Raw genomic sequence first — 25,353 nt, 5'->3', positions numbered from 1 at the left:
TTTCGGAGAATCTTGGTTATAATCATTCAGGATTGAATTTAGAAATTTGGAGAAACATAAGAATGACAGATAAAAATATCATCGCAGGGGCTCCGACGGAGGAACCGGCGAGACAGCAGTACTTTATGGAACAGGTGAAAAAGCTCGTGGAGGCGGAGAGCGCGAAAAAAGGACGCCCGCTCACCTGTTTTATCAATACATTCGGGTGCCAGATGAATGCCAGAGACTCCGAAAAGCTCCTTGGGATCTTAAAAGAAGCGGGATATGTGGAGGGAACCGATGAGAACTCGGATTTCGTTCTCTACAATACATGTACCGTGCGTGAGAACGCGAACTTAAAGGTGTATGGCCGTCTTGGATATCTGAGCGGCGTGAAGAGAAAAAATCCGGATATGATGATCGCGCTCTGCGGCTGCATGATGCAGGAGCCGGAGGTTGTCGCAAAGATCAAAAAGAGTTACCGCCATGTTGACCTGATCTTCGGAACCCACAACATTTTCAAACTTGCGGAGCTGCTCTACGAGCGCTTCATGGAAAAGAAGATGGTGGTGGATGTCTGGGAAGGAACGAATGAGATCGTGGAGGAACTCCCGGTCGAGAGAAAATATCCGTTCAAGTCCGGCGTCAATATCATGTTCGGCTGCAATAACTTCTGCAGTTACTGCATCGTGCCGTATGTGCGCGGACGCGAGAGGAGCAGAGAGCCGGAGGACATTATCAAAGAGATCGAAGAGCTTGTGGCTGACGGTGTTGTGGAAGTGATGCTTCTCGGACAGAACGTCAACTCCTACGGAAAGAATCTGGAACATCCGATCACCTTTGCGGAGCTCTTAAGAAGAGTCGAGAAGATCGAAGGACTGGAGCGCATCCGCTTCATGACTTCCCACCCGAAGGATCTCTCCGACGAGCTGATCGAGACGATGCGGGATTCGAAGAAGATCTGCAGCCATTTACATCTGCCGCTCCAGTCCGGCAGCAGTGAGATCTTAAAGCGCATGAACCGGAAATATTCGAAGGAACAGTACCTTGCACTGGTGGAGAAACTGCGCGCGGCGATCCCGGATATCTCCCTGACTACGGATATCATCGTGGGATTCCCAGGGGAGACTGAGGAAGACTTCGAGGAGACGATGGACGTGGTGCGCAAGGTCCGCTACGACAGCGCCTTCACCTTCATCTACTCCAAGCGCACCGGAACTCCGGCGGCGGCCATGCCGAACCAGGTTCCGGAGGATATCGTAAAGAACCGTTTTGACCGCCTGTTAAAGGAAGTCCAGGATATTGCGGCTGAGGTTGTAAAGCGCCATGAGGGAACGGTACAAAAAGTCCTTGTGGAGGAGATCGATACCCACGAGGCCGGCTTTGTGACAGGAAGGCTTTCCAACAACACAGTCGTACATTTCGCCGGGGACGCGTCCCTGATCGGAAAGAGCGTGGATGTCTCTTTAGACGAGGCAAAGGGATTCTACTATATGGGTTCCCTTGTTAAATAATAAGGATGAAAAACATGTGACGCCCGGAGCCGAGTGCTTCGGGCGCTGTGGGCATGTTATGGAATAGGAGAAAAGACGTGGGACAGATTTCACCAATGATGACACATTATCTCGAGACAAAAAAGCAGTATCCGGACTGTATCCTTTTTTACCGGCTGGGTGATTTCTACGAGATGTTTTTTGAGGATGCGAAGACGGTTTCGAGGGAGCTGGAGCTGACACTGACGGGAAAGGACTGCGGTCTGGAAGAACGGGCTCCGATGTGCGGAGTCCCGTTCCATGCGGTGGAAGGCTATCTCACAAGACTCGTCCAGAAAGGTTATAAGGTTGCGATCGCGGAGCAGATGGAGGATCCGAAGCTCGCGAAAGGTCTTGTAAAGCGTGAAGTCATCCGCGTTGTGACGCCGGGAACGATTACGAGCTCCCAGGCTCTGGACGAGACAAAGAACAACTACCTGATGGCAGTTGTGTATACCGGAAACAATTACGGGATTGCGACGGTCGACATCACGACCGGCGATTTTTTTGTCACGGAGGTGACGAGTGAGCGGGCGCTTCTCGATGAGATCAACAAGTTCACGCCGTCGGAGCTTGTGTGCAATGAGGCACTCTTCATGTCCGGACTTGATATGGATGAGTTAAAAGAGCGGTATCATTTTGCCGTGACGGCACTGGAGAACCGGTTTTTCTCGGATGATGACTGCAGGAAGATCTTAAAAGAGCATTTCCATGTGATGAGTCTCGAGGGACTTGGACTCGGAGATTATGAGAACGGAATGATCGCATCCGGTGCGGTCCTTCAGTATCTCTATGAGACGCAGAAGAATGACCTGTCCCATCTGACGAAGATCACACCGTACACAACGGGGCAGTTCATGATGATCGATACCTCCACAAGACGAAATCTGGAGCTTGTGGAGACACTGCGTGAAAAACAGAAGAGAGGCTCCCTTCTCTGGGTCCTCGATAAGACAAAGACGGCCATGGGGGCGAGACTTCTCCGCTCCTTTATCGAACAGCCGCTGATCGACAAGATGGAGATCGAGCGCCGGCAGCAGGCGATCGAAGAGCTGAACATGAACTATATCTCCAGGGAGGAGATCCGGGAGTACCTGAATTCCGTCTATGACCTGGAGCGCCTGATGGGGCGGATCAGCTATAAGACGGCAAATCCGAGGGACCTTCTTTCCTTTAAGAATTCCCTGGAGATGCTGCCGTATATTAAAGATATTCTCGGGGAGTTCTCCTGTGAGCTTTTAAAGAAAATGAACGAGGATCTGGATCCGCTGAGGGATCTCTATGAGCTGATCGACCGCTCCATCGTCGATGAGCCGCCGATCTCGCTCCGTGAGGGAAACATCATCAAGGACGGATACAGCGAGGAAGCCGACAAGTACCGGAAGGCGAAGACGGAAGGAAAGGCATGGCTGGCGGATCTTGAGACCGAGGAGAAGGAAAAGACCGGCATCAAGAACTTAAAGATCAAATACAACAAGGTGTTCGGATACTACTTTGAGGTAACAAACTCTTTCAAGGACCTGGTCCCGGATTATTTTATCCGCAAACAGACTCTGACAAATGCAGAGCGCTACACGACAGACCGGTTAAAAGAGCTGGAAGACATCATCATGGGCGCGGAGGACCGCCTGTACACTCTGGAGTACGATCTGTTCTGCGATGTGCGCGATAAGATCGCTGCGGAGGTCCTGCGGATCCAGAGCACTGCGAAAGCGATCGCGGGCATTGATGTCTTTACCTCCCTGTCCACAGTGTCCATGCGGAATAACTACGTGAAGCCGAAAATCAATGAAAAAGGACTGATCAACATCAAAAACGGCCGTCATCCGGTTGTCGAGAAGATGATCAAAGACAGCCTGTTTGTCGCGAACGACACATATCTGGATAACGGAAAGAACCGGATCGCCGTCATCACGGGACCGAACATGGCGGGTAAATCCACTTACATGAGACAGACGGCACTGATCGTCCTCATGGCGCAGATCGGAAGCTTTGTTCCGGCTGACGAGGCGAACATCGGGATCTGTGACAGGATCTTCACGAGAGTCGGCGCCTCCGATGACCTGGCATCCGGACAGAGTACCTTTATGGTCGAGATGACGGAGGTTGCAAATATTTTAAGAAATGCCACGAAGAACAGTCTCCTCGTCCTCGATGAGATTGGCCGCGGCACGAGTACCTTTGACGGTCTCTCGATCGCCTGGGCAGTCATCGAACACATCAGCAACCCGAAGATCCTCGGCGCTAAGACGCTGTTTGCGACCCATTATCATGAGCTCACGGAGCTTGAGGGGACCATCAGCGGTGTCAACAACTACTGCATCGCCGTCAAGGAGCAGGGGGATGATATCGTATTCCTCAGAAAGATCGTAAAGGGCGGGGCAGATAAGAGCTACGGAATCCAGGTCGCGAAACTCGCGGGTGTTCCGGAGCCGGTGATCGCCCGCGCGAAGGAGCTTGTTGAGGAGCTCGCGAGCGCCGATATCACAGCCCAGGCAAAAGAGATTGCCCAGATGAGCGCGTCCCCGCAGCATAAGGCGGTGGCGAAGCCGGACGAGGTGGATCTCAACCAGATGTCGATCTTTGATACCGTGAAGGACGATGACATTATAAAAGAACTCGGGGATCTGGAGCTTTCCAGCATGACCCCGATCGATGCGTTAAATACCCTGTACCGGCTGCAGACGAAGCTGAAAAACCGCTGGCAGTAGCAGGGATTGAAAAAGAAAGAGAGGGAGAGAGACTATGCCGATTCAGGTTCTGGATCAGAGTACGATCAACCAGATCGCCGCGGGCGAGGTCGTGGAGCGGCCGGCCTCCGTGGTGAAGGAGTTAATGGAAAACGCCATCGACGCCGGTTCCACGGCGATCACTGTGGAGATCCGCCAGGGCGGCATCGGGTTTATCAGGATCACGGATAACGGCTGCGGGATCAAAAAGGAAGAACTGCCGTTGGCTTTTCTGCGCCACTCGACAAGCAAGATCCGGACGGCAGAAGATCTTCTTACCGTGTCTTCCCTGGGATTCCGCGGTGAGGCGCTTTCCAGTATCGCGGCAGTCTCCCAGGTGGAACTGATCACAAAAACCTCCGGAAGTCTCACCGGATCGAGATACCGGATCGAAGGCGGTGAGGAGAAAGGTCTCGAGGAGATCGGCGCACCGGAGGGGACCACGTTTATCTCCAGAAACCTCTTTTTCAATACGCCGGCAAGGCGGAAATTTTTAAAGACGGAGGCCACGGAGGGCGCTCATGTGGCGGATCTCGTGGAAAAGATCGCCCTGTCCCACCCGGAGATCTCGATCCGGCTCATCGTGAACAACCAGAGCCGTCTCCACACCTCGGGAAACCACAACCTGAAGGACATCATCTACACGGTCTACGGGCGGGAGATCGCGGCAAACCTTCTTCCGATCGAGGTGTCGACCGGGATCGTGAAGATCTCGGGCTTTATCGGAAAGCCGGTGATCGCCCGGGGAAACCGGAATTTTGAGAATTATTTTATCAACGGGCGCTATATCAGGAGCGGACTCGTCTCCAAAGCGATCGAGGATGGGTACAAGAGCTATATGATGCAGCATAAATACCCGTTCACGCTGCTGCACCTCACGGTGGAGCCGGAGTATATCGATGTGAACGTTCATCCTTCGAAGATGGAGCTTCGATTCAAAGACGGCGAGAATATGTACCGAGTGATCTCGCAGGCGGTTCTCGACGCGCTTTCCGGGAAAGAGCTGATCCCGAATGTGAGTCTTATGTCGGAAAAGGAAGAGCGCGAGCTTGCAAAGGAAGAAGCTGCCGTGGCACGGAATCCGGTGCCGGGGAGTGGAATGAATCCGGCGGCGAAAAACGCCCATGGACCGGAGCCGTTTGAACACCGCCGCATGGAGGCGATGGGCATCCGCGAAGAACGCCCGACCTACGGGGAGAAGAAGCAGGAGAGCAAATGGATCCTGCCTCCGAAGCCGCTCACGAGGGAACTGAAACCGGAGCCGGCGGCCGGACAATCGACCGGACAGACGGCAGAGTATATCATGGAAGGTCTTTCGGGAACGGATCAGGCAGAAAGAAAAATGAGTGCGGTTCCTCCGGCAGCCGGAATTTCCGGTGCCGTGACAAAGAGTGCTGACTCTGCGGACAGAAAAGATAGTCAGGAAGTACGGTCTGAACAGGACCAGCCGGGAATCACACCCCGGGCGGAAAAAACAAAAGACCTCCAGCCGACCCAGATGGAGATGTTCGACAACCGTCTCCTCTCGGAATCTGCGAGAAAGCGCCACCGCCTGATCGGGCAGGTCTTTGAGACTTACTGGCTCGTGGAATATGACGGCAGCCTCTATATCATCGATCAGCATGCCGCCCATGAGAAAGTTCTCTTTGAGAAGAATTTTGCGTCATTAAAGACGAGAGAGTACACTTCCCAGCTCATAAGCCCGCCGATCATCCTGACACTTTCCCTTCAGGAGGCAGACCTCTTAAAGCGCCACATGAAGGTGTTCACGGACATCGGGTTCGAGATCGAACCGTTCGGCGGAAATGAGTACGCGGTGCGCGCAGTGCCGGACAACCTGTTCTCCCTGGCAAAGAAAGATCTCCTGATGGAGCTCATCGACGGTCTTTCCGACGACAGCATGGGGAAGAATGTGGAGTCCGTCTACGACCGGATCGCCACCATGTCCTGCAAAGCCGCAGTCAAGGGAAACAACGAGCTGTCCTTCGCGGAGGCGGATCAGCTCATCGATGAACTGTTAAAACTGGAGAATCCATATAACTGCCCGCACGGGAGACCGACGATCGTTGCGATCAGCAAATATGAGATGGAAAAGAAATTCAAGAGGATCGTATGATGAAAAAGCCTTTGATCATAATCACCGGGCCGACAGCGTCCGGAAAGACCGCCCTCTCCGTGGAACTCGCGAAAAAGATCGGCGGGGAGATCATCAGCGCCGACTCCATGCAGGTGTACCGCCACATGGATATCGGATCTGCGAAGGTGACGAAGGAGGAGATGGACGGTGTCCGCCACCACCTGATTGACGTTCTGGACCCGTGGGACGAATTTAACGTTGTCGTATTCCAGAAACTCGCGAAAGAGGCTATGGAGGAGATCTACGCGGCCGGACATATCCCGATCATCGCCGGAGGGACTGGATTTTATATCCAGGCGCTGGTGAATGACATCGACTTCACGGAAAACGACGGGGATACGGGATACCGGGAGGAGCTGGAGCGCCTGGCGGCAGAGAAAGGAGCTTCCGCTCTCCACGACATGTTAAAGGAAGTGGATCCGGAATCAGCGGAGGCGATCCATGAGAACAATGTAAAGCGTGTGATCCGCGCCCTGGAGTTTTATAAAAAGACCGGGACAAAGATTTCCTCCCACAACGAGGCGGAGCGCAAAAAGGAATCGCCCTACAATTTTGCCTACTATGTGCTCAACATGGACCGCGGCCGCCTGTATAAGAGGATCGACCTGCGGGTGGACCTCATGATGAAGAACGGGCTGCTGGCGGAAGTGGAAAAACTGAAAGAGATGGGCTGCACGAGGGAGATGGTATCCATGCAGGGGCTGGGATACAAGGAGATTCTGGATGCCCTGGAAGGGACAATTTCCCTGGATGAGGCCGTCTACATCATCAAGCGCGACACGAGACATTTCGCGAAGCGCCAGCTTACCTGGTTTAAGAGGGAAAAAGAAGTGACCTGGGTGGACCAGGGGAACTTTGATTTTGACAGAGAAAAGATCCTCGCGTGGATGTTAAAAGATCTGCAGGACAGAGGAATTGTGATAAAGTAAAAGGAGAAGACATGGAACTTACAAAGATGTACGGAGAGCTTGGAATCTCTGAGAAAGTTTTAAATTACGGAAGGGAGATCGAAAAGAGTCTGCATGACCGCTTTGAGGCGATCGATAAAACAGCGGAGTACAATCAGCTGAAGGTCATCAAAGCCATGCAGGAGGCGAGAGTCAGCGATATTCATTTTGCCGGAACGACCGGTTACGGTTACAATGACCTTGGCCGTGACACGCTGGAAGAGGTTTATGCGAAGGCATTCCACGGGGAGGACGCTCTTGTTCGCCCGCAGCTGATCTCCGGAACCCACGCGCTTACCATCGCCCTTTCCGGAAATCTCCGCCCGGGCGATGAGATCCTCTCCCCGGTCGGAAAGCCGTATGATACGCTGGAGGAAGTCATCGGGATCCGTGATTCCGTCGGCTCCTTAAAGGAATTCGGCATCACCTACAGCCAGGTGGATCTTCTTCCGAATGGAGATTTCGACTTCGAGAACATCAGAAAAGCGATCAACGAGCGCACAAAGCTCATCGAGATCCAGCGCTCCAAGGGATATGCGACGAGACCGACCTTATCCGTAAAGCGCATCGGCGAACTGATCTCCTTTATCAAGTCCATCAAGCCGGATGTGATCTGCATGGTCGATAACTGCTACGGGGAGTTTGTCGAGGAGCTGGAGCCGACGGATGTAGGAGCTGACATGATCGTCGGTTCCTTAATTAAGAACCCGGGCGGCGGACTTGCCCCGATCGGCGGCTATATCGTCGGACGGAAGGACTGTGTGGAGAGAGCGGCATACCGCCTGACAGCTCCGGGACTCGGAAAAGAGGTCGGCGCCAGCCTTGGCGTCAGCCAGTCTCTCTATCAGGGACTGTTCCTCTCCCCGACCGTTGTTGCGGGAGCACTGAAAGGTGCGATCTTTGCTGCAAATGTGTATGAGAAGCTTGGATTCGGCGTCGTTCCGAACGGAACGGAGAGCCGTCACGACATCATCCAGGCGATCACCTTCGGCACACCGGAAGGCGTGATCAAATTCTGTGAGGGCATCCAGGCGGCAGCGCCGGTGGACAGCTTTGTGACTCCGGAACCGTGGGCGATGCCGGGATACGATTCCGACGTCATCATGGCAGCAGGCGCCTTCGTTCAGGGATCCTCCATCGAGCTTTCCGCCGATGGTCCGATCAAGCCGCCGTATGCGGTATACTTCCAGGGAGGACTTACCTGGTTCCACGCAAAACTCGGTATTTTGATGTCCCTGCAGAAATTAGTCGATGCTGGTATCGTGACATTGTAAATGTGAACTTTTTCTTAACTCATTGTTTTTGAGCCGGAAATATGCTAAACTTCTGTGCATAAAGTGCCGGGACTGCTATGCGGTCCCGGCGATCGGGAGGAATCAACAGTATGAAAAGTAAAAGCTCCTGGGTCCTGCTTCTCCTTCTGCTTTCCGGGATCGTTCTTGGAGGCTTTATCGGAGAGATGACAGCGAGAGTGCCGGGACTTTCCTGGTTAAATTTCGGGGAATCGTTCGGACTGAACGATCCGCTCGTCTTAAACCTCGGGATCCTTGTGATCACGTTCGGACTCAGCATCCGGATCACGATGGCGAGCATCATCGGCGTGATCGTTGCGATCCTGATCTACCGTTTCCTGTAGGAAGATCTGTTTTCCGGGAAACTTCTGTCAGCCGGGGAATGTACGGATAACAAAAAGGGGATATCTGCCGCACCGTGTACCTGGAGAGACCGGAAAGGCGGGATGTCAGTATGGAAAAGAAATGTGGAAAGACGATGAAGGGGCTGCCGGTCTCGGAGCGCCCTTATGAGAAGGTGCTGGAGAAAGGCCCGGCGTCGCTTTCTGATGCGGAACTCCTCTCCGTGATCCTGCGATCCGGGACAAAGAATATCCCGGTGCGGGAGATGGCGGAGGAGATTCTGAATTCCGGAAATCCACCGGGGCTGGCGGGACTCCTCCATGGCGCCGTGGAGGATTATAAAGAGATCCGCGGGGTCGGGGAAGTGAAAGCGATCCAGCTCGCGTGCGTCGGAGAACTTTCGGCGAGGATCTGGAAAACGGCGGCATCAGAAAAGACGGTCGTTTTTGATGCGCCGTCAAAGGTGGCTGCATTCTATATGGAGGAAATGCGCCATCTGGAACAGGAGAATCTGAAACTTCTGCTTTTGAATACAAAGAACATTCTGTTAAAGGATACAACAGTCTCGATCGGAACGGTGAATGCCTCCTGCGCGACGCCGCGGGAGATCTTTATCGAGGCGCTGCGGTCCAGGGCCTGCGGGATCATTCTGCTCCACAACCATCCAAGCGGGGATCCGACGCCGAGCAGGGAGGACTGCCTCTTTACAGAACGTGTCATGGAAGCAGGAAAGCTCATGGGAGTCCCGCTTCTGGACCATATCATTATCGGAGATAATTCCTATGTGAGCCTGAGAGAACGGGGAATTTTTGAAACATGAAAAACAATACGAAATATTTTCTATTTGGACTGTCGCTTCTCTGTATCTGTATGATCGGTATTACGACGATCAGGGGAAGCATCTTAAATCCGCTGCGGACCGCGGTGGGATATGTGCTGGTGCCGATCCAGTCCGGTGTGAACAGGGTCGGCGGCGGACTCTACAATGAACTGAGCAGCGTCGGAAAACTGAAGACGGCTCTGGCAGAGAATGAGACCTTAAAGACGAGAGTGGATGAGCTGACGGAGGAAAATACGAGACTCCGCTCGGAACAGTTCGAGCTGGAGCGCCTCAGAAGTCTCTATGAACTGGATCAGGAATATATGCAGTACCATAAGATCGGTGCCCGTATCATTGCAAAAGACTCGAGTTCCTGGTTTTCCGTATTCCGGATCGACAAAGGATCCGATGACGGGATCAAAGAGGATATGAACGTCATCGCCGGAGGCGGTCTTGTCGGTATCGTCACAGATGTGGGAGCGAACTACGCGACAGTCCGCTCGATCATCGATGACTCCAGCCGTGTGAGCGCCATGGCGCAGCAGTCCGGGGATTCCTGTATCGTCGCGGGAGATCTTCAGCTGTTTAAAGACGGCCGGTTAAAGCTTTCCTATATGGAAAAGGACGATGATATCAAGGACGGTGACATGATCGTCACCTCCAATATCAGCGGAAAATTCCTGCCAGGAATCCTCGTGGGATATGCGACGGATATCACGGTAGATTACAATGACAACCTGACAAAATCAGGATACCTGATCCCTGCCGCGAGATTCGACAGACTTCAGGAGGTCCTGGTGATCACAGACTTAAAGGATGCGGGGCCGGAGATCAATGAATAGCAATATGAAGCGGATCATCGCGAGTTTTCTGCTGGTGATCCTGGCATTTATCGTGCAGACCTGTATTTTCCCGCTGCTGCCGTTCCTGGCGGTATATCCGAATCTCATGGTGATCCTTGTCTTTTCCTTCGGGTTTATCCGGGGAAGTGCCTGGGGGATGGGATACGGACTGATCGCGGGACTTCTGATGGACCTCTCGTCCGGAGGTCCGCTCGGATTTCACACGCTGATCTTTATCTGGATGGGCTATGTAAACGGAATCTGCACGAAGTATTATTATGAGGACTATATTACGCTGCCGCTGGTGCTTTCAGCGCTGAACGAAGTGTTTTATAATTTCTATCTTTATGTATTCGGCTTCCTGGTGCGGGGAAGATTACATTTCGGCTATTATTTCATCAACATTATCCTGCCGGAGATGATCTTCACCGTGGTGACAACACTGATCCTGTACCGGCTGTTCCTCTATATCAGCCGCAGACTGGAAGAGATGGAAAAAAGGAGAGACACAACGATTGTTTAACGATTTTTCTGAAATTCTGAAAGAGTTTATGAAAAAGCTGCTGTCGTCAAGACTTGTGATCCTGGCGGTGGTATTTGTGGGGCTGTACGCGATCCTTGGCATGCGCCTGTTCAATCTTCAGATCATGGAAGGAGAGCAGTACCAGGAAAACTATATGGCAAAGACGGAAAAAAAGATCAGTCTTGCCGGTACCCGCGGAAATATTTATGACAGAAACGGGAATCTTCTTGCATATAATAAACTGTCGTACAATGTGACGCTTCAGGATAACGGAGATTACAAAAGATCCAACGACAGAAACCGGATGCTCCTGGATCTTGTCCGGATCTTAAACCGTCACGGCGAGAACGTGGAAGGAGATTTTTCCGTGGGTTATGACTCCTCCGGGAATATGATCTTCACGACCACCAGCGAGGCGGCGAGAAAACGCTTTTTGAGTGACTATTACGGATTAAAAAAGACGGATGAACTGGATGACGCGGATGGAAAATATCCGTCCGATGTGACGGCCAGGGAAGTCTTTGACGCCAGGGTAAAATATTACGGTCTGGACCAGCTGAAGGATGACAATGACAACCCGATCAAACTTACCGATGAGGAAGCTCTCGGGATCATCAATATCCGCTATACGATGGGACTCACCGCGTACCGGAAATATGAGTCCACGACCATCGCCTCCGATGTCAGCAAAGAGACCATGACGGATGTTCTGGAAAACTCCGCGAACTTAAAAGGCGTCGGCATCGAGGAATCAACGATCCGTGTATACAATGACAGCGTTTATTTTGCACCGATCATCGGATACATCGGAAAAGTCTGGGATGATGAGCTCGAAAAACTCCGGGAGACGAATCCGGACTATGAGCTGACGGACCTTGTCGGAAAGACCGGTATCGAGGCGTCCATGGAGACGGAGCTTCAGGGAAAGAAAGGTTCCCAGACTATGTATGTGGACAGTATGGGACGGATCCTTGAGGTCGTTGAGAGAACAGAGCCGGAGGCAGGACATGACATCTACCTGACCTTGGACCGCGATCTCCAGATCGGTGTGTATCACATTCTGGAGCAGCAGCTTGCCGGTATCATCACGGACAAGCTCGTGAACCGTGATCTTGATGACAACGATTACAAGAAGGCGGCAAATATCCCGATCCCTGTGAAGGATGTCTACTACCAGCTGATCAACAACAATGTCCTGGACCTTGCAGCGTTTTCCGCGCCGGAGGCGTCCCAGACAGAGAAAAACATCTATGCGAAGTACAGCCAGTCGAGAGAACAGATCCTCGCACAGATCCGGAGCGAGCTCACGGATGGATCCGCGAGAAAGATGGCAGACCTGCCGGAAGACATGTTTGCCTACATGCAGTATATCTATACGTTGCTTTCCGACCGTGGGATCATACAGACAGACAAGATCGACCAGGAGTCTGACACATACAACGCATGGAAGAACGATTCCATCAGCCTCAGGGATTACCTGTACGACGGGATCGCGGAGAGCTGGATCGATACGACAAAGCTGAAGATCGAGTCCAGATACTCTGATGCGGACAGTATTTACCAGACGATCGTGGAATATGTGATGGATGACCTGCAGAACGATGCGGCGTTCACGAAGAAGATCTTCCGCTACCTTGTCAATAACGGCACCGTGTCCGGAAAGGAACTCTGCCTCGCCCTCTATGACCAGAATATTCTGGCTTACGACGAGAATGAAGTCCGGATGCTGGAGGCGGGCGGAGATGAGTACGCATTCCAGTTTATCAGAAACAAGATCTCCGATATCGAGATCACACCTGCCCAGCTTGCCCTGGACCCGTGTTCTGCCAGTGCCGTGATCACGGACGTCAACACCGGTGAGGTGCGGGCACTCGTGACCTACCCGAGCTACGACAACAACAAGTTCTCCGGAACCGTGGATGCGGAGTACTACAACAAGTTAAATAACGATCAGTCCCTGCCGCTCTTTAACAATGCCACACAGGCACAGAAGGCGCCTGGATCGACCTTCAAGCCGATCATCGCGGTGGCGGCTCTTGAGGAAGGCGTGATCGGGCTGAATGATACGGTGAACTGTACCGGTATCTACAAGGAGATCACACCGGCGCTGCGCTGCTGGATCTACCCGGGACAGCATGGACCTCTCGATGTGGTCCACGGCATCCAGAACTCCTGCAACGTGTTCTTCTCTGAGATGGGACACCGCCTCTCCATGGATGAAAACGGAAACTATTCACCGGAACTCGGTATCGAGAAGATCCAAAAGTATGCGTCCATGTTCGGACTCGATGAGACATCCGGAATCGAGATTGCTGAGAGAGAGCCGCAGATGACGACGGAGAAAACGGAGGCATCTTCGATCGGACAGGGTAAAAACTCTTACTCCAATATCCAGCTTTCCAGATATATCACGGCAGTTGCCAATAAGGGAACGGTATTCAAACTGAGTCTGCTCGACAAGATGACGGATTCCCAGGGAAATCTCTTAAAAGATTTCACACCGGAAGTACGTTCGACCATCGACGTCAAAGATTCCACATGGAACGCTGTCCACACCGGAATGCGCCGTGTAATCTCTGACGGCTCTGCGAGAAAGATCTTCAGTGACCTGGAAGTCGATATCGCCGGTAAGACAGGTACCGCTGAGGAGATTAAAAACGGACACCGCATTAACCACGCGTTCTTCGTTTCCTTTGCTCCATACCAGAATCCGGAGATCGCGGTGACGGTGAATATCCTATACGGATATTCTTCCTCCAACGCGGCGACGGCGGCGAAAAATATTTACCGGTTCTACTACGGATATACAGACCTGAATTACATTCTGAATAACAGTGCGCTGAACTCTTCGAACGTAGAGATCGGAGACTAGTCCACGCACTGCACAGACAAAAAGCTGCAGCCCGGCGAATCTGCCGGGCTGTAAGGCGTTGACGGACCGGCGGTCTGGTTTACCTGCCGAAGTTACATAAAGGGGGATTTCAAGATGAAAGATGCTGTCGTAATCAAGGGAAATAAAGCGGGAATGACGGTCTATCTGGAGAAAGACCTGGATTTTGAGGAGGTTCTTCAGGCGATTGCAAAGAAGTTCAAGGCGACGGCGAAATTCTGGGGAGCTGCCCAGATGACGCTGACCCTGGAGGGACGGGACCTGACTCCGGAGGAAGAGTACCGTGTTGTGCAGACGATCACGGAAAATTCCGATATCGAGGTGCTGTGTCTTCTCGACACGGACGGAAACCGGACGAGAAAATGTGAGAAAGCACTCAATGAGAGACTAATGGAGCTGTCTTCCCTCACAGGTCAGTTTTATAAAGGGAATCTCCGGGACGGGGACGAGCTGGAATCAGAGACCAGCATCGTGGTGATCGGTGATGTGGAAAAAGGAGCAAAAGTCAGCGCAAAAGGGAACATCATCATTTTAGGAGCGCTCCGTGGGGCGGCCCATGCGGGGATCTGCGGAAATGAGGATGCGGTGATCGTTGCTTTTGAGATGGCACCGATATCGGTCCGGATCGCGGGACTTTCCCTGAAAAAAGCGGAGAAAGGACGCCATCTTGGGCGCGGTCCGATGATGATCCTCTCTGAGAACGGAAAAGTTGTCGAAGAACCGATCAAAAAGAGCTTTCTGAGTGCGCTGAATTTTATATAAAAGAGGTCCGTATCAGTTTCCTTTTATAAAGCTTTTATAAAATCTATTTTTTACTGGAATTTTTTGCTTTTTTCATGTAAAATATATCTTGTGGTACCAGGGGCAAAGATCAGAAAACGGGTGCAGGTCTGCCCGCAGGAAAATTTTTGAGCTTTTGCCAATCCGGTATCAATCTCTGAAAACAGAGGAGATGCGAGTACATTCATAACTTAATACAGGAGGATATTCTTATGAGTGAAGTCATTGTTGTTACATCCGGAAAAGGGGGTGTTGGCAAGACGACGACCTCAGCGAATGTCGGTACAGGACTTGCCATGCTCGGGGAGAAAGTGATCCTGATCGATACAGATATCGGTCTCAGGAATCTCGACGTGGTGATGGGACTGGAGAACCGCATCGTCTACAACCTTGTGGACGTCGTGGAGGGGAATTGCCGTCTGAAGCAGGCACTGATAAAGGACAAAAGATATCCGAACCTGTTTTTACTTCCGTCCGCCCAGACCAGGGACAAGTCCTCCGTGACTCCCGGTCAGATGCGAAAGCTGGTGGATGATCTGAGAGAAGAGTGTGATTATGTACTGTTAGACTGTCCTGCGGGGATCGAGCAGGGATTTAAAAACGCCATTGCCGGAGCGGACCGTGCTTTTGTCGTCACGACTCCCGAGGTATCGGCGATCCGTGACGCAGACCGGATCATCGGCCTGCTGGAGGCGGAAGAAATCTCAAAGATGGATCTCATCGTGAACCGGATCCGGATGGATATGGTCCGGAGGGGGGATATGATGTCGATGGAAGATGTGACGGATATCCTTGGAATCCCGATCCTCGGCGCGATCCCGGACGATGAGGAGATCGTGATCTCCACGAACCAGGGGGAACCTCTGGTGGGAATGAATTCCTTTGCCGGACAGGCTTATCTTAACATCTGTAAGCGGATACTTGGTCAGGAGGTGCCGCTTATGGGGCTTGAGAAAAACAAAGGATTCTTCCATATGTTTAGCGGCCTCTTAAAGAGGGCATAAATGAAAAAGAGACTGTTCCATATCCTGACAGGGAGAAATTCCGGAAGTATCGCGAAAAAACGGCTTGAATTTCTGCTGATCGCGGACCGGGCCGGATGTACGCCGGAAATCCTGGAGATGTTAAAAAACGACATGATAAAAGTCATATCAAGATATATGATGATCGATCCGGAACAACTGGAGGTCAAGGTGATCCACATGGATCAGAGAAAGGCGGGAGAAAAGCTCCCGGTCCTGTATGCCAGTGTTCCGGTTCGGGAACTGCTGGTTAAGGGGACATTTTAATACATGCTTTCAGAATACAATTTTAAAAACTTCAATTTCCGTCTGTTGTTCTACGCCCTGGCGTTAAATGTGATCGGGCTTCTTGTGATCAACAGTGCGGTAAACGGAGACAGAAGCTATATCAACCGCCAGTTGATCGGCCTTTTTGGCGGACTGGTGATCATGATCTTCCTGGCTCTGATGGATTACCACAAACTGATGCGCTGTACCGGCGTGATCTATCTTGCCTGTGTGGCGATCCTGCTGGCGATCATTGTCGCAGGACAGTTTGGAGGAGCCGGAACGGGTGCGAGACGCTGGATCACACTTCCTGTGATCGGACGCTTCCAGCCGTCGGAATTTGTTAAGATCGGTCTGATCATTTTCTTCTCCTGGTTTCTGCAGCGAAATCAGGAGAAGATCAACGATCCCCGCACATTGATCATCGTCGGGGCTTTTGCTGCGGTTCCGCTGCTTCTCATTATGAAACAGCCGGACCTGTCCACGAGTATCGTTATCGTGTTCATTATTGTATGCCTGATCTTTGTCGCAGGACTCAGCTATAAGTGGATCATCGGCGCGGCTGCTGTCGGGATCCCGGGGCTGGCACTCACGGTATTTCTTGCTGAGCGGGGCGCTGTTCCGTTCCTGACAGGATATCAGGTAAACCGAATCCTCGCCTTCATCAATCCGGGAAAATTCTCAGACTTAAATGTCCAGCAGGATAACTCAAAGATGGCGATCGGATCGGGAATGCTGTATGGAAAAGGTCTGCTCAACGAGACGGCCATTTCCGTAAAAAACGGAAATTTCTTATCTGAGGAACACACCGATTTTATTTTTGCCGTGATCGGTGAGGAGATGGGGTTTGTGGGCTGCATGCTTGTGCTGGTCCTCTACATTCTCTTCGTATTTGAATGCCTGCGAATGGCAGGGAGAACGAGAGATCTGACCGGAAAGCTCCTCTGTACGGGGATGGCTGCTCTCGTTGGATTCCAGGCATTTACAAACATTGCGGTTGCCACCGGGATTTTCCCGAATACCGGACTTCCGCTTCCATTTATCAGTTATGGTGTAAGTTCTCTGGTAAGTCTTTATATCGGCATCGGCGTTCTTTTAAACGTCGGACTGCAGCAAAATAAACTGGAATTCTAGGAGGTATTCTTATGAATGTTGGACTGATCGCGCATGATTCCAAAAAGAAACTGATGCAGAACTTCTGTATCGCGTATAAAGGGATCTTAAGTAAACATAACCTCTATGCGACCGGAACGACCGGAAAACTCATTGAGGAAGTCACAAATTTAAATATCCATAAATTCCTTCCTGGCCACCTTGGCGGGGAGCAGCAGATGGGAGCACAGATCGAGAACAATGATATCGATCTTGTGATCTTCCTGAGAGACCCGCTGTCACCGAAGTCCCACGAGCCGGATGTCAACAAGGCTGTGAGACTCTGCGATATCCACAACGTCCCGCTTGCGACAAACCTTGCGACAGCAGAGCTTCTGATCAAGGCTCTGGATCGCGGAGATCTTGAGTGGCGTGAGATGTATAAGTAATGAGTAAGAAGAAAAGATGGATCCCGGGGATCGTGGGGTTCTGCCTGATCCTTGGCGCGACTGGCTGCGCCGGACTTGCAGATATGGGAAATACCTACGCCCTGGATCAGAGGATCGAGACGTTCGCATCTTCAGGCAGCGGAAGAACGGCGGACGGCTTTGCGGCAGACCTGGCGGTGGTAACGGATGGGACCGACGGAGACGGAACACTCACAGCGCAGTCTGCCGGGGTATTTCCGCTCGATGGGGGAAATGCCGTATTTGCGCAGGATGTTTTTGAACGCAGAAATCCTGCCAGCACGACGAAGGTCATGACGGCGCTTGTCGCCCTGAAATATGGAAATCTTGAAGATATGGTGACGGTTCCTCAGGAGTCGGTAATCACGGAGAGCGGTTCCTCCATGGCGGGGGTTGTTCCCGGAGATAAGCTGACACTGGAGCAGCTTCTTTATGGTCTTTTGATCCCGTCGGGAAACGACGCGGCAAACGCAATCGCAGTTCATATGGGCGGATCGATCGAAGGATTTGTTGAAATGATGAACGAGGAAGCAGCCCGGATCGGTGCCACAGGGACGCATTTTGCAAATGCCAACGGCTTGACGAACGAGGACCACTATATGACCGCCTACGACCTTTATTTGATGTTCCATGAGGCGTTAAAGTATGAGAAGTTCCGGGATATTATCGGAACGAAGACATACACGGCGTCCTATAAAGGGGCGGACGGATCGGATAAAACCGCATCCTGGAGTGTCAGCAACTACTACATGCTCGGAAAGAAGGAGACGCCGGAGGGACTCTCCGTATTCGGAGGAAAGACCGGAACCACCCAGGCGGCGGGCTACTGCCTGATCATGGGGGAGAAGGACGCGGACGGGAAAGAGTACGCATCTGTCGTGATGCATGCGGACAGCCGCGATGCCCTCTATTCGGATATGTCGACGATCATGGAGAAGATCGACCGGTAGCAGAAAACAGGAGGAAGAATACGTGAATGAACAGGACATGAAAGTTTTCGGGGGATCCGAAGGTTTTCATGTCCTGTTTTTACTCCCGGGCAACCGTAAAGAACTGTCGACAGCAGATTCTACCGGTGTTGGAAGTACATTCTGCTTTTGTATGAAATTATTTCGAAATTTAGAAATAATGGTTGCAAATTTTCAGCAAATAGTCTATAATAAATTTACAAACAAGAGATTTTTTATACAAAATATATAAAATCCAAGGAGGAGTGCATTATGGTTCAGATCATCGCAGGACGGAAGGGAAAAGGAAAAACTAAATATTTACTTGACATGGCTAACACAGCTGTAAAAGAGGCAAAAGGTTCAATCGTTTACCTTGATAAAAGTTCGAAACATATGTACGAGCTTAACAACAAGATCCGTTTAATCAACGTGGCTGAGTTCTCCGTAAGTACGGCTGAAGGCTTTATCGGTTTCATCTGCGGAATTATTTCCCAGGATCACGATCTCGAGGCTATGTATCTTGACAGTTTCTTAAAGCTCGCCGGTCTTGAGGGAGAAGATATCACTGCAACTCTCGCAGAGCTGGATCAGATCAGTACAAAGTACCATGTAAACTTTGTATTAAGCGTATCCATGGATGGTGAAGAACTTCCGGAATCTGCAAAAGATATGGTGCTGGTAGCTTTATAAAATAATCGCTCCTTCCTATATAAGAGTACATAAACACCTGCCTGACGGCGGGTGTTTATGTTTTACAGAAAAAAATGAAAAGCCCGGTTTAATGGGATATTTCCAGACTAGCAGAAATATATATCAGGTATCTGAAAAGAAAAAATTTAAAATAAATAAAATGTCAAGCAAAAACACTTGACAACCATCTCCGTTTATAGTATGATATCGCAGGTGACCTGATATGGAAAAAATTGTAGCACAGGGTCTTCTGTATGATTTCTATGGAGAGCTCTTAACGGAGCACCAGCGGCGTGTATATGAAGATGTGGTATTTAATGACATGTCCCTCAGCGAGATCGCCGAAGAACAGGGAATCAGCAGACAGGGCGTGCATGACCTGGTGAAGCGCTGTGACAAGATTCTTTCCGGATACGAGGAAAAACTGAAGCTTGTCGAGAAATTCAACCAGACAAAGAAAATGGTAGAAGAGATTAAGGAACTGGCTGGCCAATACAAAAAGGACGGCGACCGATCCCTGATCGACAGGATCGAAGCGATTTCCGAAGAGATCGGGAAGCTGTAAGCCAGAGGGAGAGTTTTCATGGCATTTGAAAGTTTAGCCGATAAATTACAGAATGTCTTTAAAAACTTAAGAGGCAAAGGAAGACTGTCAGAGGCGGATGTAAAAGCTGCCCTGAAGGAAGTCAAGATGGCTCTCCTGGAAGCCGACGTAAGTTTTAAAGTTGTTAAACAGTTTATCAGTTCTGTACAGGAGAGAGCGATCGGACAGGATGTCTTAGAGAGCCTGACTCCGGGACAGATGGTAATAAAAATTGTAAACGAAGAACTCGTAAAACTGATGGGTTCCGAGACCACAGAGATTGCCTTAAAGCCCCAGAATGAGATCACGGTCATCATGATGATCGGTCTTCAGGGCGCAGGTAAAACAACGACTACGGCAAAACTTGCCGGAAAGTTCAAGGCAAAAGGCAGAAAGCCGCTTCTTGCGGCCTGCGACGTCTACCGACCAGCTGCGATCAAGCAGTTACAGGTAAACGGTGAGAAAGTCGGAGTTCCGGTTTTCACAATGGGAGATAACCAGAATCCGGTGAATATCGCAAAAGCCGCTGTGGAACATGCCAGAAAAGAAGGCATGAATCTTGTATTCCTCGATACGGCAGGACGTCTTCAGATTGATGAGTCCATGATGGATGAGCTCGTCAACATCAAAGAAGCAGTCGATGTCGACCAGACGATCCTCGTTGTCGACGCGATGACCGGTCAGGATGCAGTCAATGTTGCCGGAAGCTTCAATGACAAGATCGGCGTCGATGGCGTGATCTTAACAAAGCTTGACGGTGATACACGAGGCGGTGCGGCGTTATCGATCCGTGCCGTGACGGGAAAACCGATCCTCTACGTCGGTATGGGCGAGAAGCTCTCTGACCTGGAACAGTTTTATCCGGACCGTATGGCTTCGAGAATCCTTGGAATGGGTGATATCCTTTCCCTGATTGAGAAAGCCGAGTTTGAGGTGAGCGAAGAGAAGGCAAAAGAAATGAGCCAGAAACTTCGCAAAGCAGAATTTGATTTTAACGATTTCCTGGATCAGATGCGCCAGATCAAAAAGATGGGCGGCATGAACAGCATCTTAAACATGATGCCGGGAATGTCTCAGATGAAGGGAAATGTTGAAATAGACGAGAAATCCATGGATAAAGTGGAGGCGATCATTCTCTCTATGACAAAGGAGGAGCGGGCGAATCCGTCACTCCTGAATCCGTCGAGAAAACAGAGGATCGCGAAGGGAGCCGGCGTAGATATTGCCGAGGTGAACCGGATCGTCAAACAGTTTGAACAGTCGAAAAAGCTCATGAAGCAGCTTCCTGGAATGATGGGAGGCGGAAAGCGGAAAGGGCTTGGCGGGCTGGGCGGTATGCTTGGAAAGATGAAATTACCATTCTAAGTACCGCATTATGATAAGAAGGCAAATGCGATTCCCGCATGGCTGATACACAAAGAAACCAAGGAGGTGAAATTGTCATGGCAGTTAAGATGAGATTAAGAAGAATGGGTCAGAAGAAGGCTCCTTTCTATAGAATTATCGTTGCAGATTCCCGCTCCCCGAGAGACGGTCGCTTCATCGAAGAGGTTGGATACTACGATCCGAACACAGAGCCGAGCACCATCAAATTCGACGAGGAAGCAGCTAAGAAGTGGTTAGGAACAGGCGCTCAGCCGACTGAGACTGTTGCTAAACTCTTAAAGGCAGCCGGTATCCAGTAATCGAGGTGGATTCAATGAAGGAATTGGTAGAAGTTATCGCCAAAGCGCTGGTTGATAATCCAGATGAAGTCGTTGTTACGGAATCTGAAAAAGAAGAAGAGATCGTCATCGAGCTCAAGGTTGCCCCGACCGATATGGGAAAGGTGATCGGAAAGCAGGGAAGGATCGCGAAAGCCATCCGCTCCGTTGTGAAGGCGGCTTCTTCCAAGATGGATAAGAAAGTGATTGTTGAAATTCAGTAATCGTGAGGGACTGTGGACAGGATTTTTCCCGGCTGCAGTCCCCTTTCTGTTATCAGAGACGGTTTCTGCGGGCAGGTATCAGCCGTGCCGTGCTTGATAGAATGACAGGAGCTGACTGCCCGGGTTCCCTCACAGTTACGATAGGAGACAAATATGGAAAAATATCTTCGTGTAGGCGTCATTACCTCCCCGCACGGCGTGCGCGGCGAGGTGAAGGTCTATCCGACCACCGATGACGCGATGCGCTTTAAAAAATTAGATCATGTGATCCTGGACCTCGGAAGAGGAGAAAGCCGGGAGTTAAAGATCCGTCAGGTAAAATTCTTCAAAAACATGGTCATCCTGAAATTCGACGGGGTTGACACTATGAACGAGGTGGAAGGATGGCGCCAGAAGGACCTTCTGATCACAAGAGACCAGGCAGTGCCTCTTCAGGAGGACGAATTCTTTATCACCGACCTCATCGGACTTACTGTTGTCACGGACGAAGGGGATACGCTCGGAACGCTGACGGATGTGATGGAGACCGGAGCAAACGATGTCTACTGTGTAAAGACACCGGAGGGAAAGGAACTTCTTCTCCCGGCGATCCACGACTGCATTCTCGATGTGGATCTTGATAAGGAAGAGATGCTTGTCCATGTTCTTCCGGGACTTCTGGATCTGTAAGGGGAGGCCGCGATGAATTTTCATGTACTTACCCTGTTCCCGGAGATGATCATGAACGGTCTGGAGACCAGCATTCTCGGCCGCGCGGCAGCGAAGGGGATCGTATCGTTTGAGGCGGTGAATATCCGCGATTATACGCTGGAGCGCCACGGAAAGGTGGACGACTATCCTTACGGCGGCGGCGCCGGGATGGTCATGCAGGCGGAGCCGATCTACCGCGCTTATGAGGCACTTGTCGAGAAGATCGGAAAGAAACCGCGTGTGATCTACATGACTCCCCAGGGAAAGACTTTCAATCAGAATATTGCGGAAGATCTCGCGAAGGAGGAGGATCTGGTGTTCCTCTGCGGTCATTATGAGGGGGTCGATGAGCGCGTTCTGGAGATGATCGCGACGGATTACCTCTCCGCAGGAGATTATGTCCTCACAGGAGGAGAGCTTCCGGCGATGATGATGATCGACTGTATTTCAAGACTTGTCCCGGGAGTGCTGAACAACAATGTGTCTGCGGAGTTCGAGACATTCCACGATAACCTTCTGGAGTATCCGCAGTACACGCGCCCGGAAGTGTTCATGGGCAAAAAAGTGCCGGATATCCTTCTTTCCGGGCATCATGCAAATGTCGAGAAATGGCGCAGGGAGCAGTCGATCATCCGCACACTGAAGAACCGCCCGGAACTTTTGGAGGACGCTGTCCTTTCGAAAAAGGAGCAGAAATTCCTGGATGAATTGCTGAGACAGCAGGAGACCGAAAAACCGTGACCAAAAAATTGCACGATATATGAGAAAACCGCTTGCATTTTGGCTTGCGGTATGATAAAATACAAAACTGTGGTATCCGAAAGACGGGAGAACCCTGTCAATACGGAGACTTAAATCATAAGAGATGTTCCGCTGCCGCAGGAAAAGAAGATGCGGGTAAGAACATCGAATACTTTAAGGAGGTTCATATCAATGAACGACATTATCAAGAATATCGAAGCTGCACAGTTAAAAGAGTCTGTACCGAGCTTCAACGTAGGTGACACTGTAAGAGTATCCGCTAAGATCAAAGAGGGAAACCGTGAGAGAATCCAGATCTTCGAGGGAACTGTTATCAAGAGACAGAACGGCGGCGTTAGAGAGACTTTCACAGTAAGAAAGAACTCCAACGGTATCGGCGTTGAGAAGACATGGCCGCTTCATTCTCCGTCTGTTGAGAACGTTGAGGTTGTAAGAAGAGGTAAAGTTCGCCGCGCGAAACTTTACTACTTAAGAACAAGAGTAGGTAAAGCTGCAAAGGTTAAAGAATTAGTAAAATAATTCATAACAACTGTACAGAGAGTCAGTAGATCAAAGGGGCAATGAAAATTGTCCCTTTGTTTTTAATAAAACAGCAGGAATTCCCCTTGCATTAAAGTACAGATGTTCTGTCATGGATTCAGGAGGTCCCTTCATGGAATTTTTTGAGAAAAAGGAACCGAACAGACTTCACCGGATCACGGAATGGGCGGTCGACTGCGCAGTCATGATCGCTCTTGCGTGCTATCTCGTGTTTTGTTTTGGGAGCAGGGTTGAGATGAATGGAAGTTCCATGAAACCCGTGCTGGAGTCCGGAGATGTGGTGCTGATAAACCGACTCGCATATGATGTCGGGAAACCGGTCCGGTTTGATGTTGTCGTCTTTGAACGGGAAGGACAGCAGCCGGGGATCAAGAGGATCATCGGACTTCCCGGTGAGACGGTCCAGATCAAAAATGGATCCGTCTATATCAATGGGGAACTCTTAAAAGCGGAAAATGGACTTGCCGAGGCGACGATCGCCGGGGCAGCCGAGTATCCGGTCGAGCTCGGGGATGATGAATATTTTCTCCTGGGTGACAACCGGGAATCAAGTGAAGACAGCCGGTTTTCCGGCATTGGAAATATAAAACGGGAAAATCTCATCGGACGCGTCTGGCTGCGGTTTCAGCCATTTTCCAGACTTGGTTTCGTCCGGTAGCAGGAAAGGACGGAGACGATTACTATGAATATACAGTGGTATCCAGGCCATATGACAAAGGCGAAACGCGCTATGAAAGAGGACGTGAAACTTGTAGACCTCGTGATCGAGCTTGTGGATGCGAGAGCGCCGCTTGCCAGCCGGAATCCGGATATTGACAGCCTCGCAGCCGGAAAAGGCCGTGTGATCCTTTTAAATAAGGCAGATCTTGCTTCTGAGAAGGCAAATGCAGCATGGATCTCCTATTTTGAGGGACAGGGCTTCCAGGTCATGAAGATCGATGCAAGAGCGAAAGCGACGTTAAAACAGCTGAATGCCCTGATCCAGGAGGCGTGTAAGGAGAAGATCGAGCGCGACAGAAGGCGCGGCATCTTAAACCGCCCGGTGCGTGCGATGGTGGTCGGGATCCCGAACGTCGGAAAATCCACGTTCATCAACAGCTTTGCCGGAAAAGCAGCTGCGAAGACGGGAAACAAACCTGGCGTCACAAAGGGAAATCAGTGGATCCGTTTAAATAAGCAGGTGGAGCTTCTCGACACTCCGGGTATCTTATGGCCGAAATTTGAGGACCAGAAAGTTGGTCTTTTACTGGCGTTTTTAGGCTCCATCAACGATGAGATCCTGGAGAAAGATGAACTGGCTTCCGAACTTGCGGGATATCTTAAGGAGATCACTCCTGGTCTCTTAAAAGAGCGTTACGGGATCGAGGAGGAAGGAAAGAAGCCGTATGAGCTCCTCGATGAGATTGCAACGGCGCGTGCATGCCTGACAAAGGGAGGCGTGAATGACCTGACAAAGGCGGCGAGACTTCTTCTTGATGAGTTCCGCGGCGGAAAGCTCGGAAGGATCACGCTGGAGATGCCGGCGGAATAAAGTGTGGAACATGAATACG

26 protein-coding genes are annotated in these 25,353 nt (G+C 50.9%); all 26 read left to right on the top strand.

Annotation, left to right across the window (positions count from 1 at the left end):
* The first annotated feature begins 62 nt into the window (after window positions 1–62).
* The 26 genes from miaB to ylqF all read left to right on the top strand — a co-directional run bounded on the left by miaB (window position 63) and on the right by ylqF (window position 25,334).
* On the top strand, window positions 63–1,493 hold the full coding sequence (gene miaB, locus FN001_RS09450) for a tRNA (N6-isopentenyl adenosine(37)-C2)-methylthiotransferase MiaB (protein WP_142411640.1): 1,431 nt from the start codon (window positions 63–65) through the stop codon (window positions 1,491–1,493).
* A gap of 95 nt (window positions 1,494–1,588) precedes the next feature.
* Window positions 1,589–4,222, top strand: a complete 2,634-nt coding sequence (gene mutS, locus FN001_RS09445) for a DNA mismatch repair protein MutS (protein ID WP_185911893.1) — start codon at window positions 1,589–1,591, stop codon at window positions 4,220–4,222.
* 34 nt (window positions 4,223–4,256) lie between these two features.
* Entirely contained in the window at window positions 4,257–6,356 is a 2,100-nt protein-coding gene (gene mutL, locus FN001_RS09440; RefSeq protein WP_142411638.1) for a DNA mismatch repair endonuclease MutL, read from the top strand.
* Entirely contained in the window at window positions 6,356–7,306 is a 951-nt protein-coding gene (gene miaA / locus FN001_RS09435) for a tRNA (adenosine(37)-N6)-dimethylallyltransferase MiaA (RefSeq protein WP_142411742.1), read from the top strand. The genes mutL and miaA overlap by 1 nt, the downstream gene beginning before the upstream one ends.
* Window positions 7,307–7,317: 11 nt before the next feature.
* Window positions 7,318–8,598 (top strand): methionine gamma-lyase family protein, encoded by a 1,281-nt coding sequence (locus FN001_RS09430; protein WP_118529789.1) that lies wholly within the window; start codon window positions 7,318–7,320, stop codon window positions 8,596–8,598.
* 110 nt (window positions 8,599–8,708) lie between these two features.
* Window positions 8,709–8,960: a DUF4321 domain-containing protein gene (locus tag FN001_RS09425; RefSeq protein WP_118297943.1), complete on the top strand. Its 252-nt coding sequence runs from the start codon at window positions 8,709–8,711 to the stop codon at window positions 8,958–8,960.
* A 110-nt stretch (window positions 8,961–9,070) separates the two neighbouring features.
* Window positions 9,071–9,778 (top strand): RadC family protein, encoded by a 708-nt coding sequence (gene radC, locus FN001_RS09420; protein WP_118297944.1) that lies wholly within the window; start codon window positions 9,071–9,073, stop codon window positions 9,776–9,778.
* Window positions 9,775–10,620 (top strand): rod shape-determining protein MreC, encoded by an 846-nt coding sequence (mreC, locus tag FN001_RS09415; protein ID WP_118297945.1) that lies wholly within the window; start codon window positions 9,775–9,777, stop codon window positions 10,618–10,620. The genes radC and mreC overlap by 4 nt, the downstream gene beginning before the upstream one ends.
* A complete protein-coding gene (mreD, locus tag FN001_RS09410) occupies window positions 10,613–11,143 on the top strand; it encodes a rod shape-determining protein MreD (RefSeq protein ID WP_486463501.1) in 531 nt (176 codons plus the stop codon). The genes mreC and mreD overlap by 8 nt, the downstream gene beginning before the upstream one ends.
* Complete coding sequence (locus FN001_RS09405) at window positions 11,136–14,015, top strand: penicillin-binding transpeptidase domain-containing protein (protein ID WP_142411637.1); 2,880 nt, start codon at window positions 11,136–11,138, stop codon at window positions 14,013–14,015. Before mreD ends, FN001_RS09405 begins: the two co-directional genes overlap by 8 nt.
* 114 nt (window positions 14,016–14,129) lie before the next feature.
* A complete protein-coding gene (locus tag FN001_RS09400; RefSeq protein WP_142411636.1) occupies window positions 14,130–14,795 on the top strand; it encodes a septum site-determining protein MinC in 666 nt (221 codons plus the stop codon).
* Window positions 14,796–15,025: 230 nt separating this feature from the next.
* The gene (gene minD, locus FN001_RS09395) at window positions 15,026–15,817 is read left to right on the top strand and encodes a septum site-determining protein MinD (RefSeq protein WP_118297949.1); all 792 of its coding nucleotides are present in this window, start codon (window positions 15,026–15,028) and stop codon (window positions 15,815–15,817) included.
* Window positions 15,818–16,102 (top strand): cell division topological specificity factor MinE, encoded by a 285-nt coding sequence (gene minE / locus FN001_RS09390; protein ID WP_118297950.1) that lies wholly within the window; start codon window positions 15,818–15,820, stop codon window positions 16,100–16,102.
* Between the two features lie 3 nt (window positions 16,103–16,105).
* On the top strand, window positions 16,106–17,236 hold the full coding sequence (locus tag FN001_RS09385; RefSeq protein ID WP_142411635.1) for an FtsW/RodA/SpoVE family cell cycle protein: 1,131 nt from the start codon (window positions 16,106–16,108) through the stop codon (window positions 17,234–17,236).
* Between the two features lie 11 nt (window positions 17,237–17,247).
* Window positions 17,248–17,643, top strand: a complete 396-nt coding sequence (locus FN001_RS09380; protein WP_118297952.1) for a methylglyoxal synthase — start codon at window positions 17,248–17,250, stop codon at window positions 17,641–17,643.
* Window positions 17,643–18,611, top strand: coding sequence for a D-alanyl-D-alanine carboxypeptidase family protein (locus tag FN001_RS09375; protein WP_142411634.1), 969 nt, complete (start codon window positions 17,643–17,645; stop codon window positions 18,609–18,611). Before FN001_RS09380 ends, FN001_RS09375 begins: the two co-directional genes overlap by 1 nt.
* A gap of 270 nt (window positions 18,612–18,881) precedes the next feature.
* Window positions 18,882–19,301 carry a twitching motility protein PilT gene (locus tag FN001_RS09370; protein ID WP_118297955.1) on the top strand — a complete coding sequence of 140 codons (420 nt, stop codon included), beginning with the start codon at window positions 18,882–18,884 and terminating at the stop codon, window positions 19,299–19,301.
* A 223-nt stretch (window positions 19,302–19,524) separates the two neighbouring features.
* Window positions 19,525–19,866, top strand: coding sequence for a YlxM family DNA-binding protein (gene ylxM / locus FN001_RS09365; RefSeq protein WP_015554334.1), 342 nt, complete (start codon window positions 19,525–19,527; stop codon window positions 19,864–19,866).
* 18 nt (window positions 19,867–19,884) lie between these two features.
* On the top strand, window positions 19,885–21,249 hold the full coding sequence (ffh, locus tag FN001_RS09360) for a signal recognition particle protein (RefSeq protein ID WP_142411633.1): 1,365 nt from the start codon (window positions 19,885–19,887) through the stop codon (window positions 21,247–21,249).
* A gap of 77 nt (window positions 21,250–21,326) precedes the next feature.
* On the top strand, window positions 21,327–21,569 hold the full coding sequence (gene rpsP, locus FN001_RS09355) for a 30S ribosomal protein S16 (protein WP_015554336.1): 243 nt from the start codon (window positions 21,327–21,329) through the stop codon (window positions 21,567–21,569).
* Between the two features lie 14 nt (window positions 21,570–21,583).
* Window positions 21,584–21,811 carry a KH domain-containing protein gene (locus FN001_RS09350; protein ID WP_015554337.1) on the top strand — a complete coding sequence of 76 codons (228 nt, stop codon included), beginning with the start codon at window positions 21,584–21,586 and terminating at the stop codon, window positions 21,809–21,811.
* 153 nt (window positions 21,812–21,964) lie between these two features.
* Window positions 21,965–22,480 (top strand): ribosome maturation factor RimM, encoded by a 516-nt coding sequence (gene rimM / locus FN001_RS09345; RefSeq protein ID WP_118297957.1) that lies wholly within the window; start codon window positions 21,965–21,967, stop codon window positions 22,478–22,480.
* A 12-nt stretch (window positions 22,481–22,492) separates the two neighbouring features.
* Entirely contained in the window at window positions 22,493–23,242 is a 750-nt protein-coding gene (gene trmD, locus FN001_RS09340; protein WP_118297958.1) for a tRNA (guanosine(37)-N1)-methyltransferase TrmD, read from the top strand.
* A gap of 192 nt (window positions 23,243–23,434) precedes the next feature.
* Window positions 23,435–23,782 (top strand): 50S ribosomal protein L19, encoded by a 348-nt coding sequence (gene rplS / locus FN001_RS09335; RefSeq protein WP_118297959.1) that lies wholly within the window; start codon window positions 23,435–23,437, stop codon window positions 23,780–23,782.
* A 133-nt stretch (window positions 23,783–23,915) separates the two neighbouring features.
* Window positions 23,916–24,461: a signal peptidase I gene (lepB, locus tag FN001_RS09330; RefSeq protein WP_118297960.1), complete on the top strand. Its 546-nt coding sequence runs from the start codon at window positions 23,916–23,918 to the stop codon at window positions 24,459–24,461.
* A 24-nt stretch (window positions 24,462–24,485) separates the two neighbouring features.
* On the top strand, window positions 24,486–25,334 hold the full coding sequence (ylqF, locus tag FN001_RS09325; protein ID WP_118297961.1) for a ribosome biogenesis GTPase YlqF: 849 nt from the start codon (window positions 24,486–24,488) through the stop codon (window positions 25,332–25,334).
* Window positions 25,335–25,353 lie beyond the last annotated feature (19 nt).

Source organism: Clostridium sp. Marseille-P7770 (assembly GCF_902143525.1).
GTDB lineage: Bacteria > Bacillota > Clostridia > Lachnospirales > Lachnospiraceae > Pilosibacter.
The sequence above is the reverse complement of the archived record's forward strand: the minus strand, read 5'-3'. Positions and strand labels throughout refer to the sequence as shown.